The sequence below is a fragment of the Synechococcus sp. KORDI-52 genome (genome assembly GCF_000737595.1).
Classification (GTDB): Bacteria; Cyanobacteriota; Cyanobacteriia; order PCC-6307; family Cyanobiaceae; genus Parasynechococcus.
In genome coordinates this window covers 562,322-580,314 of record NZ_CP006271.1, presented here as the reverse complement: position 1 = coordinate 580,314, position 17,993 = coordinate 562,322, and the positions used below count along the sequence as shown (strand labels likewise).

The following is a 17,993-nucleotide window of genomic DNA, read 5'->3' as shown; positions in this document are numbered from 1 at the left end:
ATCAATCGTCCATGGATGGCCGGCTGCGCCGTTGACGCTTGACCTCACCACGCCTTTTTTTCGTGTCCAAACGCCGCTTCACCGCACCGCGTCCGGGGCGGGTGGCTTTGCGGGCGCGAGGTGGTGGCTGCAAACCCTCCCGCAGCAGCTCCCCCATGCGATGTAGCGCCTTCTGACGGTTCTGCCATTGGGAGCGTTCTTCAGCGACCACAACCCGTAAGCAACCCTCCACCAACCGGGCCTGGAAGTGCTCCATCAGTCGGGCGCGACGAAATGGCCCCAGATAGGGGCAGTTCGCCACATCGAGAAGCAGCTCCACACGGGAATCGGTGGTGTTGACTCCCTGTCCGCCGGGACCGGATGAGCGGCTGAAGCGCCAGCGCAAGTCCCTGGATGGAATGGTCAACCGCTCATTCACCACCAGGTCCTGCACAGCGGATCTCCTGGGTCAAGAACAACAAGATGCCTCTACAGCGTGAATCAATCACGCCACAACCGTGATCTGACGGAAAGAGCCTGGTACAGGTACAGCCCTCGTCGACGGCAGTTCGAGAACCAAAACCTCGAAACCACTGACCGTTGTGTTTTTTGTGCTGATGGCGCTGCATGTGGTGTTTGGGGAGAGGCCCCCCTGGGTCCTTAGCTGGAGAGATGACCACCACGCCCCATGAGCAGTTGGATTGACGAAGAGCACCGCGGCGTCCGCTATGGATTGAAGGGAGAGGTGCTGGTCGAGGAGACCAGCCCGTTCCAGCACATCAGCGTGATTCGCAGTGAGCGCTATGGGCGGGGCCTGCTGCTGGATGGCTGCTGGATGACAGCGGAACAGCAGGAACGCCACTATCACGAGGCTTTGGTGCACCCAGCCCTGTGCAGTGCCCGCTCGATCGACCGAATCCTGGTGATCGGTGGTGGAGACGGCGGCACCGCGCGGGAATGCCTGCGTCATCCAGACGTCCAGCGGCTGGACATGGTGGAGATTGACGGGCGGGTGGTGGAGCTGAGCCGCGAGCACCTCCCCGACATCGGTGGATCCGCCTGGGCCGATCCGCGGTTCCAGCTCACGGTGGGGGATGGAATCGCCTGGGCCGCGGAGGCTGACGACCAGAGCTACGACGTTGTTTTGGTAGATGGCTCTGACCCCGCTGGACCCGCCGAAGGTCTTTTCAACCGCGCCTTCTTCGAGGACTGCCGACGTCTGCTCAGGCCAGGAGGCGTGTTCGGCACGCAGAGCGAATCTCCGGAAGCCTTCGGCGATGTCCACATCGCCATGGTGCGCCTGTTGCGCGAGGTGTTTGACCACGCCGACCCGCTCTATGGCTGGGTGCCGATGTACCCCAGCGGCTGGTGGAGCTGGACCTTCGCCGCCATGGAAACACCCCGCTACCGCACTCCAGATCCCGAGCGCAGCCAGGCCATCGCCCATGGCTGCGAGATCTGGTCACCGCGCTGGCAGCGGGGGGCCATGGACGCCATCCCCGCCTTTATCGAACGGGAGTTGCTGTCATGACTTCATTGCCGCCGAGCGGACTGTTTGACAGCGACGGAACCATTTTCATGGGCTCCCGGCGGGATCCTGCCGGCTGCCGCGTCGGCCTCTTTGGTGTCCCGTACGACGGCACCACCTCCTTTCGGCCTGGCACCCGCTTCGGACCCGCAGCCATCCGAGAGGTGAGCACTGGCCTGGAGAGCTATTGCCCGCAACTCGACCTGGATCTCGATGATCTCGACTTTGCGGATCTTGGTGCCGCCGACATTCCCTTTGGTGCCCCTGAACCGGTTCTCACCAAGGTGAAGCAGGCGACTGAAGCCGTTCTCGCCCTGGGCCTCAGGCCTCTGATGCTGGGCGGGGAGCATTCGATCAGCTCCGGTGCCGTGGAGGCCGTGGCACAACGCCACCCCGACCTGGTGCTGGTGCAACTGGATGCCCATGCCGACCTCAGGGACAGCTGGCTGGGGGCCCGCCACAGCCATGCCTGCGCCATGCGCCGCTGTTTGGAGGTCCTTCCCAGCCAGACGCTGTTTCAACTCGCGATCCGCAGTGGGACCAGAGAGGAATTCACCGAACTGCACGAGAGCGGCCGGCTGATGCCCAGCATCGATGCCCTTCAACAGGCCCTCGATCCCTTGAAGGGAAAACCCATCTATCTCACTGTCGACCTGGACTGGTTTGACCCCTCAGCTCTGCCGGGTACAGGCACCCCTGAACCTGGTGGGTACAACTGGTCTGATTTCGCCAGCCTGATCGGGGTGCTCCGGGACCATCGCCTGGTGGCGGCCGATGTGGTGGAACTGGCCCCACAACTCGACACCAGCGGGATCAGCTCCGTGCTGGCCGCCAAGGTGACCCGCAGCCTGCTGCTGCTCCTGGGAACCGATCAGTAAAAGTGGCGTGCATCAGCCCGCTGCTGCCGCAACCGGCTGTGCTGTTTGCTGAGCAATTGCAGCACCAGCGTTGGGTGCCGATGGATGAGCGCCAGAAAATTGGAGCGGCTTAAGCGGAACAGCGAAACGGGCGTTACCGCCGTGGCATCACGGCTGTGGCACTCGGTGCCATCCACCAGATCCTCATAGAAAAACAATTCACCGCGACCAAAGCGAATGCGGTTCATCGGACCGCTGCTCAGTTCCATCCATCCCCGTTCAATCACATGGATGAACTGCACAGGCTCACCGGAACTGAAAACAGTTGTACCGGTAGGGAGGGTCAGGCGATCCACCTCAGGCTGTTCCTGGATCAGTTCCAGAGGCGTCAGCGGTGCTGAGGCGGACAAAGCAACAACGGGGGTTGGCTGCAGTATCCCGCGTTAATCCTGTGGAGGCCATCAGCAATGGCAAAGCGAGGTCGTTCACCCGGACTTAGGTCAAACCGCGATCCAGTTCCAGCTGACGCTCACCAACACCGCTGCTCTGCAGAGCCGGAAGCTTGGGGGACCGGGGGGTCCAGTGATGACAGACCATCAGATCCGCAAGCTCGGCATGCACCTCCAACCGGCGCAGACGGCACCACCCCCTTGCACCTGCCGGCAGGGTGCAGTACTGACAGCTGCGACAGCAGGAGCTGGTGGCCAAACACTCGCCCCGGAAACGCGCTCAAGCTAGTGACGGTCGTCGAAACGGACCATGAGCCAGGGCAAATTTCCGGGTTCCCTTCCGGATCGTGAAGCCCTCCATAAGAATGCGCTTCTTACCCGCCGCCCCCATGTCCCTGCAGCGCACTCCCCTGTTTGAGTCCTGCCGGAGCGCCGGAGGGCGCATGGTGCCGTTTGCCGGCTGGGAGATGCCGGTTCAGTTCAGCGGCCTGATTCAGGAACACAAGGCCGTCCGCGAACGGGTCGGCATGTTCGACATCTCCCACATGGGAGTGCTGCGTCTGGAGGGCACCAATCCCAAGAATGCGCTGCAACGGCTGCTCCCCAGCGATCTGCACCGCATCGGTCCCGGCGAAGCCTGCTACTCCGTTCTGCTGAACGAACGCGGCGGTATTCGCGACGACCTCATCGTTTACGACTGCGGTGCCATCGATACCGAACGGGGTGCGCTTGTGCTGGTGATCAATGCCGCCTGCGCCGACAGTGACACCGCCTGGATCCGTGAACAAATGGAACCCGCCGGCCTGACGGTGACCGACATCAAAAACGGCGGGGTGCTGCTCGCACTCCAGGGCCCTGAGGCCATGGAAGTGCTGCAGGAGCTGAGCGGTGAAGACCTCAGCGGCTTGCCCCGCTTCGGCCACCGGATGCTCAAGCTCAAGGGCCTGAGCCAAGCGGTGTTCAGCGCTCGCACGGGCTACACCGGCGAAGACGGTGCCGAGCTGCTGCTCAACGCCAACGACGGGCAAAAGCTCTGGCAGCTTTTGCTCGATCGCGGAGTCACCCCCTGCGGCCTGGGGGCGCGCGACACCTTGCGTCTGGAGGCCGCCATGCACCTTTACGGCCAGGACATGAACGACAAAACCAACCCCTTCGAAGCGGGGTTGGGTTGGCTCGTGCACCTGGAAATGCCCATGGATTTTGTCGGCCGACAGGCGCTGGAGCAGGCGGCAGAATCCGGCCCCGCCAAACGCCTGGTGGGCCTCAAGCTGCGGGGTCGTGCCATTGCCCGCCACGACTACCCCGTTGTGCACAACGGGGAAACGGTCGGCATCGTCACCAGCGGCACCTGGTCCCCCACCCTGGAAGAAGCGATCGCCCTGGCCTACGTGCCCCCATCCCTCGCCAAGCTCGGCACCGAACTGAGCGTTGAGATCCGCGGCAAGGCCCAACCAGCAACGGTCGTTCGCAAGCCCTTCTACAAACGGGCCTGAACCACACCGTTGCTGTGGGAAACTCGCTTTTCTCCAGTGAAGACATCCCATGCGCAGCAACGGTTGCGGCGACCTGCGCGAACAGAACATCGATCAGCAGGTGCAACTGTGCGGCTGGGTGGACCGACGTCGTGATCATGGTGGGGTGATTTTCATCGACCTGCGGGACCGCAGCGGCACGGTGCAGATCACGGTGGACCCGGATCTGGGCGCCGACGTCTTCGCCGTCGCCGAGCATCTGCGCAGCGAAACCGTGTTGCAGGTCGAAGGAAAAGTTCGGGCCCGGCCTGGCGAATCCCTGAACGACAAGCTGGCTACGGGGGCCGTGGAGGTGCTGGCCAGCGGCATCACTGTGCTGAACAGCGTGAAAGGCAACCTGCCCTTCCCCGTGTCGGTGCACGACGAGGAAAACACCCGCGAGGAGCTGCGGTTGCGCCACCGCTATCTGGATCTGCGCCGCAAGCGCATGAACGACAACCTGCGGCTGCGGGCCCAGACCATCCAGGCCGCCCGTCGCTTCCTGGAAGACGCAGGCTTCATCGAGGTGGAGACCCCGGTGCTGACCCGCTCCACGCCGGAAGGCGCCCGCGACTACGTGCTGCCCAGCCGGGTCTGCGGCGGCGAATGGTTTGCCCTGCCCCAGTCCCCCCAGTTGTTCAAGCAGCTGCTGATGGTGGGTGGCATCGAGCGGTACTACCAGGTGGCTCGCTGTTTCCGCGACGAAGACCTGCGGGCCGACCGCCAGCCGGAATTCACCCAGCTGGACATCGAGATGAGCTTCATGGATCAGGAGCAGATCCTCGAGCTGAACGAAGCGCTGATCTGCGCCATCTGGAAGACCGTGAAGGGCATCGAGCTGCCGCGGCCCTTCCCCCGCATGACCTGGCATGACGCCATGGAGCGCTACGGCACCGACCGGCCCGACACCCGCTACGGCATGGAACTCACCAACGTGAGCGACATCGTCAAGGACATGGGCTTCAAGGTGTTCAGTGGTGCCGTGAAGTCCGGCGGCGCGGTGAAGTGCATCGCGGTGCCCGGCGGCAACGATGCGGTGAGCAACGTTCGGATCAAACCCGGCGGTGATGTGTTCAGCGAGGCCCAGAAAGCCGGTGCCGGTGGCCTGGCCTTCATCCGGGTGCGCGACGGCGGTGAGATCGACACGATCGGCGCCATCAAGGACAACCTCAGCGATGAGCAGAAGCAGGAGCTGCTCAGCCGCACCGGCGCGGAACCCGGCACCCTGCTGCTGTTCGGCGCCGGCGACACCGCCACGGTGAACAAGGCTCTCGACCGGGTGCGCCAGTACCTGGCCAAGGAGCTGGGCATGGTCAAGGCCGACTGCGACAACGACCAGTGGAACTTCCTCTGGGTGGTGGACTTCCCGATGTTCGAGTTCAACAGCGACGAGAACCGATACGAGGCCCTGCACCACCCCTTCTGCGCTCCCAATGCCGAGGATCTCGGCAGCGATGCGTCGAAGTGGTCTGACACCCTCCCCGGCGCTCGAGCCCAGGCCTACGACCTCGTTCTCAATGGCCTTGAGCTCGGCGGCGGCTCCCTGCGCATCCATGACTCCGCCCTGCAGCGGCAGGTGTTGCAGACGGTTGGTTTGCCCCTTGAGGAGGCCCAAGAGCAGTTCGGCTTCCTCATGGACGCTCTCGATATGGGCGCACCTCCCCACGGCGGCCTGGCCTTCGGTGTGGACCGCATGGTGATGCTGCTGGCTGGGGAGGAATCGATCCGCGACACCATCGCCTTCCCCAAGACCCAACAAGCCCGCTGCCTAATGACCAATGCCCCGGGAGGCGTGGCCGACAAACAGCTGGAGGAACTGCATGTGGCCAGCACATGGGTCGAGCCGGAACAGGAGGACTGACCTCTGCAGCAGCCCGAAGCAGATCCCGAAGGGAATCAGCGCATTTGTCGCACTGAGGTCGACGGCGAGGAACCCTGAAGTTGGACTTCACCGAGGCCAGCTTTTGCCCAGCAAGCCCCGACGGACAGGGGGGACCCGTGAGCGCCGCAGCAGCGGTACGACGGATTTGTTGCGGCTTTATCTGCAGGACATCGGCAGGGTCGACCTGCTCACCAACGAAGAGGAGGTCACCCTGGCCCGTCTGGTGCAGCGCCGCGAAGCACTGCTGATGCAGCAACGGGATCTGGCCAACAGCCACGCAGCCATCGGGGAACTGCATCGTCTCGAAGAACTGCAACGCCGGGAAGCGAATCAACACAGCCACTGGCCTACAAAGCAGGAATGGGCCAGGGCGGCCGGACTGCCCATGCAGGAGCTACAACAGCGGATCGACCGGGGGTATCAGATCTGGGCTGAGCAGGCTCAACTGGAGGCCAAAGACCTGCGACTGGCACTCCGCAACGGTCGGCGGGCCAAGGACCACATGATTCAGGCCAATCTGCGGCTGGTGGTGGCGGTGGCCAAGAAGTACCAGCAGCGGGGCATGGAACTCCTGGACCTGGTGCAGGAAGGGACACTCGGGCTGGAACGGGCGGTGGAAAAATTCGATCCCACCCGCGGCTTCCGGTTCAGCACCTACGCCTACTGGTGGATCCGACAGGGCATCACCAGGGCCATCGCCACCCAGAGCCGCACCATCCGCTTGCCCGTCCACGTCACCGAAAAACTCAACCGGATCAAACGGGTTCAGCAGGAGATTGCGAGCAACGAAGGTCGCATCGCCTCCATCGCAGATCTGGCTCGAGAACTGGGCATCAGTGAGGACACCGTGCGCCAGACCCTGGCCCGTGTGCCCCGCTCGGTGTCTCTGGACACCCGCGTCGGCCGCGAACAGGACACCCAGCTCGGGGATCTCATTGAAGACGGCCATGCCACCCCTGAACAAACCCTGACCCACGACGAACTCCACAACGACCTGGAGGATCTCTTGGATGAACTCACCAGTCGGGAGGCCGCTGTCCTGCGGAGACGTTTCGGCCTGGAAGATGACATCCCCCAGACCTTGGCCCAGATCGGAGAAGAACTCAAACTGTCCAGGGAGCGCGTTCGTCAGATCGAAACCCGCGCCCTGCTCAAACTGAGACAACCGCAACGGCGCATCAAGGTCCGGGATTACATCCAGGGCCTTGATTCCTGAACCAACGAAACGAGTCACAAGTGATGGACATCGACATTGGTCTTTCCCAAGAACAGCGCGACACCATCGCCGATGGTCTCAGCAGGCTTTTGGCGGATACCTATGTGTTGTACGGAAAAACCCACGGTTTCCACTGGAATGTGACCGGGCCAATGTTCAACACACTGCACCTGATGTTCATGGAGCAGTACACCGAGCTTTGGACCGCACTGGATGAAATTGCCGAGCGGATCCGAGCCCTTGGCCTGATGGCTCCCCATGGCGGCAGCACCCTGGCGGGCTTGTCCTCCATCCCGGAAGCTGACCAACATCCTCCGGCCTTGGACATGGTGCGGGAGCTGGTGGCGGGCCATGAAGCGGTTGCACGAACAGCCCGCGGTGTCTTCGCCCTGGCTGACGCGGCAGACGATCAACCCAGTGCAGACCTCTTGACCCAACGCCTCCAGGTGCATGAAAAAACCGCCTGGATGCTGCGCAGCCTGCTCGACAGCTGACGGATCGACCGACTGGGCTCTGGAGCCCACGACCAACGCCAGGTAGTTTGAAGAGTCGCCCGGCAGGTCATGGCCAAATTCGTCTTCATCACCGGTGGTGTGGTGTCCAGCATTGGCAAGGGAATTGTGGCGGCGAGCCTCGGCCGACTGCTGAAGTCACGGGGCTACAACGTATCAATCCTGAAGTTGGATCCATACCTCAATGTGGATCCGGGGACGATGAGCCCGTTCCAGCATGGGGAGGTCTTCGTCACCGAAGACGGGGCAGAAACCGATCTCGACCTCGGTCACTACGAGCGCTTCACCGACACGGCCATGTCGCGACTGAACAGCGTGACCACAGGCTCGATCTACCAATCGGTGATCAACAAGGAACGGCGCGGCGACTACAACGGCGGCACCGTTCAGGTCATTCCCCACATCACCGGTGAAATTCGCGAGTGCATCCACCGGGTTGCCTCCAACAGCAGTGCCGATGTGGTGATCACCGAGATCGGCGGCACCGTGGGTGACATCGAATCACTCCCCTTTCTCGAAGCCATTCGTGAGTTCCGAGGGGATGTGGGTCGCAACGATCTGGCCTACATCCACGTCACCCTGCTGCCCTTCATTGGTACATCCGGAGAACTCAAGACCAAACCGACCCAGCACTCAGTCAAGGAACTGCGCTCCATCGGCATCCAACCGGACGTACTGGTCTGCCGCAGTGATCGCGAGATCAGCGACGATCTCAAGGGCAAGATCGGCGGATTCTGCGGTGTACCAACCCGCGCCGTCATCCCCTCCCTGGATGCCGACAGCATCTACGCCGTTCCTCTGACCCTCGAACAGGAGGGGCTGTGCCGTGAAGTGCTGGACGTGCTGAACCTCGCAGACCATGACAGCGACATGGCGGCATGGGAACAACTGGTGCACAACCTGCGGAACCCCGGCCCGTCGGTGAAGGTGGCCCTGGTGGGCAAGTACGTCCAACTGAACGACGCCTATCTCTCGGTTGTGGAAGCGTTGCAGCATGCCTGCATTGCCCAGGATGCCTCCCTCGACCTGCACTGGGTCTGCGCGGAACAGATTGAAACCGAAGGTGCTGATGCACTTCTGCGCGGGATGGATGCCGTGGTGGTGCCCGGTGGATTCGGCAACCGAGGCGTTGACGGAAAAATTGCAGCCATCCGCTGGGCCCGGGAACAACGCGTTCCCTTCCTGGGGCTATGCCTCGGGATGCAGACCGCAGTGATCGAGTGGGCCCGCAACCAGGCCGGCCTGGCGGAAGCGACCAGTGCCGAATTGGATGCGGAAACTCCCCATCCCGTGATTCACCTGCTGCCGGAACAGCAGGACGTGGTTGACCTCGGCGGAACGATGCGGCTTGGGGTCTACCCCTGCAGGATTGCGGCTGGAACCCTGGCTCAGAAGCTTTACGGGGCAGAGGTGGTCTACGAACGTCACCGCCACCGTTACGAATTCAACAATTCCTACCGCACTCTCTTCCTGGAATCTGGATATGTCGTCAGCGGTACTTCCCCAGATGGGCGCTTGGTTGAATTGATCGAACTGAAAGGGCATCCGTTCTTCACGGCCTGCCAGTACCACCCCGAATTCCTATCCCGCCCTGGACAACCACATCCATTGTTCCGGGGGTTGATCGAAGCAGCCCAACAACGTCTTCCCGATTCCCCTGCCCAGGCCTTGCGTCACAAAGGAGACATTGCCATCCCATGAGCGCCATCCATGGCTGATGCCTCGCTCTTCCCTGTGGTGGAGACGTTCCATTCCCTTCAAGGGGAAGGCCATCATTCGGGACGCAGCGCTTTCTTCATCCGTTTGGCCGGCTGCACGGTTGGTTGTCCGTGGTGTGACACGAAGCACTCCTGGCCCCGAGACCAGCATCCTGCCGTTGACGTTGAAACGCTGGCTCAACTGGCTCTGAACGCTCAAAACAATGGAGCTGCTTTCGTTGTGGTCACGGGTGGAGAACCTCTCCATCAGAACCTTGATCCCCTGACCCAGGCCCTTGATCATCACGTTGACCTACCCATTCACCTGGAAACGAGTGGGGTGGATCCGCTGAGCGGACGCTTCGACTGGATCACGCTCTCCCCCAAACGCCACAACCCACCGCGGAAGGACCTCCTGCAGGCCTGCCATGAGCTGAAGGTCGTCGTGCATGGCCCGGAAGACATCAGCTTTGCTGCTGCAATGGAGTTGCAATGTCAGACGGACACCCTGCGACTGCTCCAGCCGGGATGGGAGAGCACCACAGGAGAACAACTGGCTGTAGCGCATGTGCGTGAACACACCCAATGGCGCCTCAGCCTGCAGAGCCACAAATGGCTTGGAATCCGCTGATGAGAGGGACGCCCCAACCCATCGATCCTCGTGATGGTCCCATTACGTTGAGGTGGAACTGAAGCACTTGATCGCCTGAGCCATGACCCCAGTGGGCGTTCTGGGCACAGGGCTCCTCGGATCGGCCATCGCCACGCGATTGCTGGAGCAGGGGCTCGATGTCCACATCTGGAATCGCGACCCCTCTCGCCTCGTCCCTCTCGTGAAGAAGGGAGCGACGGCGATCAACGATCTAAGCCAAGCTGCACAGAACAACCGAACCCTGATCACGGTCTTGCGTGATGGGGCCACGACAGCATCCGTGATCAGTGCTGTTGGAGCCTTGCAGGACTCAACGGTGATCCCGATGGGGACCATGGGCGTAGAGGAAAGCCGCAAGCTCGCCCTGCAAGTCGCTGACCAAGGTGGGCGTTACCTGGAGGCACCGGTTCTCGGGAGCCGGCCGCAGGCTCTGAGCGGCACCCTGCTGGTGATGGCGGGTGGTGAGAGCGATGCCTTCACTCAACAGCAGGAACTTCTGAAGCATGTCGCGGAGCAGCCGCTGCACGTCGGGCCGGTGGGCAGTGGCTCAGCCACCAAGCTTGCCCTGAATCAAATGATCGCCAGCCTGACCCACAGCTTTTCGCTCTCCCTCCATTTGATTCAGCAGAACGGGGTTTCGGTGGAAACCTTCCTGAAGATCCTGCGGCCCTCAGCGCTCTACGCACCAACCTTCGACAAAAAACTCCAGCGCATGCTGGATCACCACTACGGCGATCCCAACTTCAGCACCGCCTTACTGCGTAAAGACCTACGCCTTTTTCTGGAGGAAGCCACAACCGCTGGACTCCAAAACCATGGACTCTCCGGTTTGCTTGCACTGCTCGAACAAGCGCAGGGCACTGAGCTGGACGACCAGGACTATTGCGCTCTGCACGAACTCACCATCCTGAAATGAGTCAACGCACTGCCATCGCTCTGCTGTCCGGCGGGCTGGATTCCGCCACAGCCGCAGCACTTGCTGTCGAGCAAGGCGACCGCGTGATCGGCCTCTCCTTCGACTACGGCCAGCGCCATCGCCGCGAATTGGATGCCGCCGCTGCCGTCGCTCAGCGGCTTGGCTTGGCAGAGCATCACTGCATCGCCGTGAATCTGGGCAGCTGGGGGGGTTCAGCCCTCACCGACGCCAGCATCTCAATTCCAACCGACGGCGTTGAGGGGGGCAGCATCCCGTCCACCTATGTGCCCGGGCGCAACACCGTGTTCATCTCCATTGGCCTCAGCCTGGCTGAGGCACGTGGTGCCGAACGCTTGGTCATTGGTGTCAATGCGATCGACTACTCGGGGTATCCAGACTGTCGACCTGACTATCTCCAGGCCTTCCAAGCTCTTGCCGACCTGGCAAGCAAGGCAGGTCGTGAAGGTCATGGCGCCCAACTCTGGGCGCCCCTTGTGCAGTGGAGCAAGGTTCGCATCGTTGAGGAAGCTCTTCGCCTGGATGTTCCTATCGCTACAACCTGGAGCTGCTACAGCGGCGGAACCGTTCCCTGCGGTGTCTGTGACAGTTGCCGCATTCGCGATGCGGCACTGCGCGAAGCAGGACGGCCTGACCTCTGCAGCCAGGCGATGGAATGATCAGCCCGAAGCGGCTTGACCTGCCCTGGCAGGAGCCCATAGCCCTGGCCCGCCAACTGGCCCATGCCTATGGGGAACAGGGCCTGGTCTGGCTGGATGGCGACGGAAGCCAGCTGGGGCGATGGGCCACCCTGGCTGCCGCCCCTCAGGAGATCATCTGCTGTCGCGGCCTCCCCTGGGAACCAGGAGCGACCAATCCCTTCGAGGCCCTGCGTGGGCTGCCCCCAGGGCATTGGTGCGGCTGGCTGAGCTATGAAGCCGCCGCATGGGTGGAACCGGGAAATCCCTGGGCTAGCGATGGCATGGCCACGCTTTGGATCGCCCGCCACGATCCGGTGCTGCGCTTCGATCTCCAGCGACGCAGGGTATGGATCGAAGGCTCCAGCACCAAGGCTCTGGAGAACCTGACCCAACACTTGGTTCCTCGCACTCAGCCACCCACGGGCAAGCCCGCCGCCATCCCTCTCGAGGCATGGCGTCACCACACCACAACAGATCAGTACGCCGCAGGCGTGCGGCACATCCGTGAACTGATCGCAGCAGGCGATCTCTTCCAAGCCAATCTCACGGCGTGTTGCAGCACAGCCTGGCCCGAGGGAAGCAGTGTTTTGGAACTGTTTCTCACCCTGAGAAACACCTGTCCAGCTCCTTTTGCAGGACTGATCATCAGCGACCAGAACGAAGCGTTGATGTCATCTTCACCGGAACGATTTCTGCAGGTAAGTGCCCAGGGAGCCGTGCAAACCCGACCGATCAAAGGCACGAGACCGCGCCATGCCAAGCCTGAACACGACGCAAACCTTGCCGCAGAACTCGTGTGCAGCGACAAAGACCGCGCGGAAAACGTGATGATCGTCGACTTGCTGCGCAACGACCTTGGTCGTGCCTGCAGGCCGGGTTCGATTCAGGTTCCCCAACTGGTGGGACTCGAAAGTTATGCCTCCGTTCATCACCTCACCTCGGTCGTGGAGGGACAGCTGAATGCCGGGTTGAGTTGGGTCGATCTTTTGGAAGCCTGTTGGCCTGGAGGGTCAATCAGCGGGGCACCCAAACTGCGGGCCTGCCAACGGCTGCATGAACTCGAGCCCACCAGCCGGGGGCCTTACTGCGGATCGCTGCTGCGGGTCGACTGGGATGGCAGTTTCGACAGCAACATCTTGATTCGGTCTCTGCTTCGACAGGGCGACACCCTCAGGGCCCATGCCGGCTGCGGGATTGTGGCCGACTCGGATCCCCTCGGCGAAGCAGAGGAATTGATGTGGAAACTGCAGCCGCTGCTGGAGGCGCTGACATGACGTCATCCATTGCCTGGCTCGACGGCCAGTGGGGAACAACAGCAAGCCTGAAGCTTCCGCTCGACGACCGGGCTCTGCTCCTCGCAGATGGCCTCTTTGAAACCGTGCTGGTCCGCAACGGTGAGCCGCAACTCCTGGAGGAGCACCTGCAGCGATGGACCAACAGTGCTGCGCTGCTGGGCATGGACCCACCACCCCAGCGCAACGCAGTGGAACCTCTCCTTCAGGAAGCGATTCAACGCAACCGGCTGAGCGAAGGCCATGGGGCCCTGCGCCTCAACTGGAGCCGTGGCAGTACGGAACAACGCGGAATCGGTCTTCCAGCCTCAGGACATCACCGGTTTTGGCTCACCCTCCATCCCTGCACGCCGACGTTTACATCCATCACCACCATCACCAGCCGCCATGAGTGCCGCAACGCCTCCAGCCGGCTGAGCCGCTGCAAAACCTTCGCCTACGGACAAGCCATCCAGGCCCGTAGGGAAGCGCAGGACCAAGGAGCCGACGACGCTCTGCTCTTGAACACGGCTGGGGTCATGAGTTGTGGAACGGCCGCCAATCTGCTGGTTAGGCGTCACGGACAGTGGCTGACACCGCCCCTCAGCAGCGGCTGTCTTCCAGGGGTGATGCGGGGCCGTGCACTGGCCCAGGGCATTGCGGTAGAAACCGAGCTGACGGCCGAGTTCGATGCCGACGATCAGGCCGTTCTGATCAACAGCCTCAGCTGCCGTCCGATCGCATCCCACAACGGTCAGCCCATGGCGGCAACGACGACTGCAGTGGAGCTATGGCACGCCCTGCTCCATTGAGCCGAGGGCCAGCGACGGCCTAGATCCGAAGTATCCGGCGCACAGCCTCATCCCAACCGCTGGCATGGGGGGCAGCAGCCAGCTGGAATCTCCCGGCGGCGATGCCGGAACGCAACTCAGCATGGGGGCCGCTCGGTCCAGGAACAACAACGGCCACATCGGCTACATCGAGCAGTGGCAGATCGTTGGGGGAATCCCCCAAGGCCAAAACCTTCACCTGCTCGGCGCCCAGATGACGCTTCAAGGTCGCCAAGGCCTTGCCTTTGCTGACGTTTGGGCCCAGCAGATGCCCCATGCGGTTGCCCTGCACCACGGTCAGCCCCATCCGCTGCACCAACACGTCGAGCCGGTGCCGACCCTCCGCCGACGGCGGAACGAAAGGAACACTGAAGCAGCGCCGCTGCGCCTGGCGCAGAGACTCACCACTGAGCCCTAACAACTGCTGACCCTCTGCCTCGCTGAGTTCATCCAACGGACGCAGGGGCTCACCCAGCTCATCCTGAAGACGCTGCAACTGGGGTTTCAGCTCCGTCCAATCCACCCCCAGAGCGAGCTCCCAAGGATCCCCGGCGGAAGTTTCACCGTGCAAAGCGCCGCCGTTTTCAACAATGTATGGGTCATGCAGCCCCGCCTCTGCTCTGAAGCCACGCACTTCCTCCGCCGTTTTGCTGGTGCACGGGATCACCGGCACCCGGCGCTGTTGCAGCTGGCAGAGGAGATCTTTGGCGGGCGACCAGTCGTAGTTGTGATCCAGCAACGTGCCATCGAGATCGGTCACCACCCACCAGCTCGACTCGACACCCGCGGTCATGGCTGAACCAACCAATGAACCGCATAAGGCTCTAGCGAATGCAACTGCTGTGGTGCGAACAACTGACCGCTCAGGCAATCGGCCCAGGGCTCGTTCACATCGCCACCCAAGCGACTGAGGCGCAAGCTCAGTCGCGATGCCGTCATGTTGTGAACCGCCACCAACGTTTCCCCCCCGCGGGCACGCTGCAGGAGAACGCAATCACTCCGATCCGCGCTCAGCACCGTCATGGAGGCATCCGGATGCAATGCCCGATGTACAGCACGTTCCGCCAGAGCCCGCCTGAGCACCGGAAGCAGCATCGATGGATCGGCATCAGGATCCGCGAGACGTCGCTCCAAGGCTTGAGTTGTGAACTTGGGCCGATTCAGATCCCGTCGATGGCCCGTGCGGCGAAAGCGGGTCAGATCATTGGGAGCCGCCAGCAACGCGGGCAGGTAGAAGGCCGGAACGCCGGGCAAGGCCAACATCATCAGCTGGGTCAGCAAAAACCTCTCCCGTTGGAGATAGGTGGGATCAATTCCCCCATCAGCCATGGCACTCCACCAGCTGATATTGATCTCGTAGGGAACTTCGTCGCCTGAACTCAGCATCCTGTGGCTGACCAGTCCACCCCGTTGTTCACAACCGATCAACAGCTGCAACAAGCGCTTCTTGGGCATCAGGCCCTCCAGCGGCCTTAAGCCGATGCCGTCATGACAGGCGGTGAAATTGAGCAGCCCTGTCTGCTGCGGCAAGTGGGGCCAACGACTCAGCCAGGCATTCAGGAGATCGGCGCGGCCACTGACGCTGGCCTCCAGCAACAAGGGCGGCAGCGGAAAGTTATAGGCCAGGTGCGCTTCATCACCACTCCTCAGATACGACAGGTTTTCCTGCTCCGGCACGTTGGTCTCCGTCACCACAACGCCATCGGGCCCCACCTGATCGAGCAGCAGGCGCAACACCTGCACCAGTTGATGGGCCTGCGGCAGGTGGATGCAGGAGGTGTGGGGTTCCTTCCAGACGAAACCCACAGCATCAAGACGGATCCAACGCACCCCGTGTTCAGTCATGCGCTGCATCAAACGGGCAAAGCCTCGCAGCACCTCCGCACTGCGCCAGTTGAGATCAACCTGGTCAGGACCAAAGGTGGTCCACACCTGGCGCGCACCTTTCGGGCCCCTCAATTGCGTGAACAGATTGGAACTGCGTGGACGAACAACATCCGCCCAGCAGGGATGAGGTGCTGCCTCCAGCACGCAGGAGCGGCCGGGCTCTTCATCCCGCATGAACTGCTGCACCCAGGGGTGAGACGCCGACACGTGATTGAGAACGAGATCAGCCATGAGCCGCCGGCCATGGGCGAGGGCGGCAAGGTCGCTCCAATCGCCGAAACGCGTCTCGAGCTTTGTGTGGCTGGCCACCGCAAACCCCCCATCACTGGTGGATTGCAGAAACGGCAACACATGAATCACAGCTGCAAAGGGATGAAGATGGCGATTCACAAACGCCTTCAGCGCTTGAAGACCTGGCACACCCTCATCGGCAATGGTGTCGGCGTAGGTGATCAAGACCACATCGCGGCCATCCCAACGGTGCATGTGTTCATCCATATCGCCATCTCCTGACGATTGGCTCAAGATCTGCAGCAATTGCGACGACAACTCCTGGCCGTCCCCGGAAGAATCGTCGGGGTAAAGATCACCAAGCAGTATCCGCAGCGTTTCTTCGCGCGGGAGCTGCATCACCTTCCTCCTCAACACCGCTCAGGTATGAGGCAGGACTCTGACCTCTGTTGTTGCATCGAACACCACATGGATTTTCAGCAGGGCTTGATCAGCACCGTTCATGACTACAGCTTGGGCAACCTCGATGCATTTGCCTTCAACAAGGAACTGAGTGAACGACCCACCACCCTGCTGATCCCCTGCCTGATGGAGGAATTCAGCCGACCGGCCCTGGGCCTGATCCGAGACACGCTCTCAGGACTGAAGGGACTCAACGAGTTGGTGGTTGCATTGGCAGCCAAAAGCGCCGAAGACGTCAAGACGGCAGAACAATTTTTTGAAGGGATGCCCTTCCCCGTTCGGGTGCACTGGACCAATGGACCCGCTGTTCGGGAGTTACTCGAATCCGTCGGCGAACTGGGGCTCGACGTCACAGGGCCACCGGGCAAAGGTTGGGCCGTCTGGCAAGGGCTCGGGGTGGCATGCCAGAACGCTGAGGTGGTTGGCCTGTTTGATGCCGACATCAGAACCTTCGGGTCGGCGTATCCAGAGCGCATGCTTCGCCCTCTGCTGGATCGATCCCACGGCATTGCCTACGTCAAAGCTTTTTACAGCCGCCTGTCCCTGGAAACCCAGGCCCTGCAAGGCCGCGCCACCCGCCTGTTCGTTGGTCCGCTACTGGCCAGTCTGGAACAGGTGTTCGGCCCCCTTCCCTACCTGGCCTATTTGCAATCCTTCCGCTATCCCCTGGCGGGTGAGTTCGCCTTCACCACCGATCTGGCGGTGAATCTGCGTATCCCCTCCGACTGGGGGCTGGAGGTTGGCCTGCTCTCTGAGGTGTATCGACACGTAGCACCCAGCCGCATTGCTCAAGTTGACCTTGGGCTGTTTGACCACAAACACAAGGAACTGGGCCAGCAACCGACTGAAGGGTTGCAGCGCATGGCCGGCGAAATCTTTGGAACAGTCCTGCGGGGACTGATGGAACACGAGGGCTGCGTGATGTCGATGGATCAACTGCCGACACTTGAGGTGCTGTATCGGCGGGTCGGAGAGGATCGCGTGCGCCAATTCGGACTTGATTCAGCGATCAATCGGTTGCCCTATGACCGCCACGGTGAAGAACTGGCTGTGCAGAACTTCGCAGGATTGTTGCGCCCTGGCCTGGCCAAACTGATGCAGGCACCAATTGCGCATCAGCTGCCCAGCTGGTCGCGACTGCGCAGTTGCAACTCAGCCCTGCAAGCTGATCTGGCCGAAGCAGGGCAGGCCGACCGAATCTCCCTGAAGCGGCCAAATCACAACCCACAACGATTGGCCTCTGAGCTTGCTGCGTAAAACAAAACAAGAAATGGCTCCAGCACAATCTCTCCAGCTTCATCACCGTCCAGGGTGCTCGGGAGCGTTGGCAGCCAGGCCTGAAGCGATTGCCTGATTGGCGGGCTTCACCTCTGAATCAAATACGGAACAACCCTCAACCCGCTTCATTCCTCCAG

Annotated in this window: 18 protein-coding genes; 13 read left to right on the top strand and 5 right to left on the bottom strand. The window is 61.8% G+C overall.

Features of this window, described 5'->3' with window-relative positions; translation table 11 throughout:
- Nucleotide 1: 1 nt before the first annotated feature.
- A complete protein-coding gene (arfB, locus tag KR52_RS02915) occupies nt 2–433 on the bottom strand; it encodes an alternative ribosome rescue aminoacyl-tRNA hydrolase ArfB (RefSeq protein ID WP_038552240.1) in 432 nt (143 codons plus the stop codon).
- Between the two features lie 234 nt (nt 434–667).
- Here arfB and speE point away from each other — a divergent pair, with 234 nt between their 5' ends.
- Both speE and speB read left to right on the top strand, forming a co-directional pair.
- Nucleotides 668–1,510: a polyamine aminopropyltransferase gene (gene speE, locus KR52_RS02910; RefSeq protein ID WP_038552237.1), complete on the top strand. Its 843-nt coding sequence runs from the start codon at nt 668–670 to the stop codon at nt 1,508–1,510.
- Complete coding sequence (gene speB / locus KR52_RS02905) at nt 1,507–2,385, top strand: agmatinase (RefSeq protein WP_038552234.1); 879 nt, start codon at nt 1,507–1,509, stop codon at nt 2,383–2,385. The genes speE and speB overlap by 4 nt, the downstream gene beginning before the upstream one ends.
- Here speB and KR52_RS02900 read toward each other — a convergent pair.
- Both KR52_RS02900 and KR52_RS02895 read right to left on the bottom strand, forming a co-directional pair.
- Nucleotides 2,379–2,774: a cyclic nucleotide-binding domain-containing protein gene (locus KR52_RS02900; RefSeq protein ID WP_038552231.1), complete on the bottom strand. Its 396-nt coding sequence runs from the start codon at nt 2,772–2,774 to the stop codon at nt 2,379–2,381. The genes speB and KR52_RS02900 overlap by 7 nt on opposite strands.
- Before the next feature lie 85 nt (nt 2,775–2,859).
- Entirely contained in the window at nt 2,860–3,072 is a 213-nt protein-coding gene (locus tag KR52_RS02895; RefSeq protein ID WP_038552228.1) for a hypothetical protein, read from the bottom strand.
- A 130-nt stretch (nt 3,073–3,202) separates the two neighbouring features.
- On the opposite strand from KR52_RS02895, the gene gcvT reads away from it, so the two are divergent.
- The 10 genes from gcvT to KR52_RS02845 all read left to right on the top strand — a co-directional run bounded on the left by gcvT (nt 3,203) and on the right by KR52_RS02845 (nt 13,980).
- Nucleotides 3,203–4,306 (top strand): glycine cleavage system aminomethyltransferase GcvT, encoded by a 1,104-nt coding sequence (gene gcvT / locus KR52_RS02890; protein ID WP_038556766.1) that lies wholly within the window; start codon nt 3,203–3,205, stop codon nt 4,304–4,306.
- Nucleotides 4,307–4,355: 49 nt separating this feature from the next.
- A complete protein-coding gene (gene aspS / locus KR52_RS02885) occupies nt 4,356–6,185 on the top strand; it encodes an aspartate--tRNA ligase (RefSeq protein ID WP_038552227.1) in 1,830 nt (609 codons plus the stop codon).
- Between the two features lie 103 nt (nt 6,186–6,288).
- On the top strand, nt 6,289–7,422 hold the full coding sequence (locus tag KR52_RS02880) for an RpoD/SigA family RNA polymerase sigma factor (protein WP_038552224.1): 1,134 nt from the start codon (nt 6,289–6,291) through the stop codon (nt 7,420–7,422).
- A gap of 23 nt (nt 7,423–7,445) precedes the next feature.
- Complete coding sequence (locus KR52_RS02875) at nt 7,446–7,916, top strand: Dps family protein (protein WP_038552221.1); 471 nt, start codon at nt 7,446–7,448, stop codon at nt 7,914–7,916.
- A 69-nt stretch (nt 7,917–7,985) separates the two neighbouring features.
- Entirely contained in the window at nt 7,986–9,635 is a 1,650-nt protein-coding gene (locus KR52_RS02870; RefSeq protein WP_038552218.1) for a CTP synthase, read from the top strand.
- 9 nt (nt 9,636–9,644) lie between these two features.
- Nucleotides 9,645–10,262: a 7-carboxy-7-deazaguanine synthase QueE gene (locus KR52_RS02865; protein ID WP_038552216.1), complete on the top strand. Its 618-nt coding sequence runs from the start codon at nt 9,645–9,647 to the stop codon at nt 10,260–10,262.
- An 82-nt stretch (nt 10,263–10,344) separates the two neighbouring features.
- The gene (locus KR52_RS02860; protein ID WP_038552213.1) at nt 10,345–11,199 is read left to right on the top strand and encodes an NAD(P)-dependent oxidoreductase; all 855 of its coding nucleotides are present in this window, start codon (nt 10,345–10,347) and stop codon (nt 11,197–11,199) included.
- Nucleotides 11,196–11,876 carry a 7-cyano-7-deazaguanine synthase QueC gene (queC, locus tag KR52_RS02855; protein ID WP_038552211.1) on the top strand — a complete coding sequence of 227 codons (681 nt, stop codon included), beginning with the start codon at nt 11,196–11,198 and terminating at the stop codon, nt 11,874–11,876. The genes KR52_RS02860 and queC overlap by 4 nt, the downstream gene beginning before the upstream one ends.
- Nucleotides 11,873–13,171: an anthranilate synthase component I family protein gene (locus KR52_RS02850; RefSeq protein WP_038552209.1), complete on the top strand. Its 1,299-nt coding sequence runs from the start codon at nt 11,873–11,875 to the stop codon at nt 13,169–13,171. Before queC ends, KR52_RS02850 begins: the two co-directional genes overlap by 4 nt.
- A complete protein-coding gene (locus tag KR52_RS02845; RefSeq protein WP_038552208.1) occupies nt 13,168–13,980 on the top strand; it encodes an aminotransferase class IV in 813 nt (270 codons plus the stop codon). Before KR52_RS02850 ends, KR52_RS02845 begins: the two co-directional genes overlap by 4 nt.
- 19 nt (nt 13,981–13,999) lie before the next feature.
- Here KR52_RS02845 and KR52_RS02840 read toward each other — a convergent pair whose 3' ends face one another.
- Both KR52_RS02840 and KR52_RS02835 read right to left on the bottom strand, forming a co-directional pair.
- On the bottom strand, nt 14,000–14,791 hold the full coding sequence (locus tag KR52_RS02840; protein WP_038552206.1) for an HAD-IIB family hydrolase: 792 nt from the start codon (nt 14,789–14,791) through the stop codon (nt 14,000–14,002).
- Nucleotides 14,788–16,515, bottom strand: coding sequence for an alpha-amylase family glycosyl hydrolase (locus KR52_RS02835; protein WP_038552204.1), 1,728 nt, complete (start codon nt 16,513–16,515; stop codon nt 14,788–14,790). The genes KR52_RS02840 and KR52_RS02835 overlap by 4 nt, the downstream gene beginning before the upstream one ends.
- Before the next feature lie 69 nt (nt 16,516–16,584).
- Between KR52_RS02835 and KR52_RS02830 the strand changes: the two genes are divergently transcribed.
- Entirely contained in the window at nt 16,585–17,835 is a 1,251-nt protein-coding gene (locus KR52_RS02830; protein ID WP_038552201.1) for a glycosyl transferase, read from the top strand.
- Nucleotides 17,836–17,993 lie beyond the last annotated feature (158 nt).

What these genes read in the sequence shown, in the direction of transcription:
- KR52_RS02840 (WP_038552206.1), bottom strand. Translation starts at nt 14,791, where the DNA reads ATGACCGCGGGTGTCGAGTCGAGCTGGTGGGTGGTGACCGATCTCGAT.
- KR52_RS02860 (WP_038552213.1), top strand. Translation starts at nt 10,345, where the DNA reads ATGACCCCAGTGGGCGTTCTGGGCACAGGGCTCCTCGGATCGGCCATC.
- gcvT (WP_038556766.1), top strand. Translation starts at nt 3,203, where the DNA reads ATGTCCCTGCAGCGCACTCCCCTGTTTGAGTCCTGCCGGAGCGCCGGA.
- KR52_RS02865 (WP_038552216.1), top strand. Translation starts at nt 9,645, where the DNA reads ATGGCTGATGCCTCGCTCTTCCCTGTGGTGGAGACGTTCCATTCCCTT.
- speB (WP_038552234.1), top strand. Translation starts at nt 1,507, where the DNA reads ATGACTTCATTGCCGCCGAGCGGACTGTTTGACAGCGACGGAACCATT.
- KR52_RS02830 (WP_038552201.1), top strand. Translation starts at nt 16,585, where the DNA reads ATGGATTTTCAGCAGGGCTTGATCAGCACCGTTCATGACTACAGCTTG.
- KR52_RS02870 (WP_038552218.1), top strand. Translation starts at nt 7,986, where the DNA reads ATGGCCAAATTCGTCTTCATCACCGGTGGTGTGGTGTCCAGCATTGGC.
- queC (WP_038552211.1), top strand. Translation starts at nt 11,196, where the DNA reads ATGAGTCAACGCACTGCCATCGCTCTGCTGTCCGGCGGGCTGGATTCC.
- KR52_RS02845 (WP_038552208.1), top strand. Translation starts at nt 13,168, where the DNA reads ATGACGTCATCCATTGCCTGGCTCGACGGCCAGTGGGGAACAACAGCA.
- aspS (WP_038552227.1), top strand. Translation starts at nt 4,356, where the DNA reads ATGCGCAGCAACGGTTGCGGCGACCTGCGCGAACAGAACATCGATCAG.
- speE (WP_038552237.1), top strand. Translation starts at nt 668, where the DNA reads ATGAGCAGTTGGATTGACGAAGAGCACCGCGGCGTCCGCTATGGATTG.
- KR52_RS02850 (WP_038552209.1), top strand. Translation starts at nt 11,873, where the DNA reads ATGATCAGCCCGAAGCGGCTTGACCTGCCCTGGCAGGAGCCCATAGCC.
- KR52_RS02875 (WP_038552221.1), top strand. Translation starts at nt 7,446, where the DNA reads ATGGACATCGACATTGGTCTTTCCCAAGAACAGCGCGACACCATCGCC.
- KR52_RS02835 (WP_038552204.1), bottom strand. Translation starts at nt 16,515, where the DNA reads ATGCAGCTCCCGCGCGAAGAAACGCTGCGGATACTGCTTGGTGATCTT.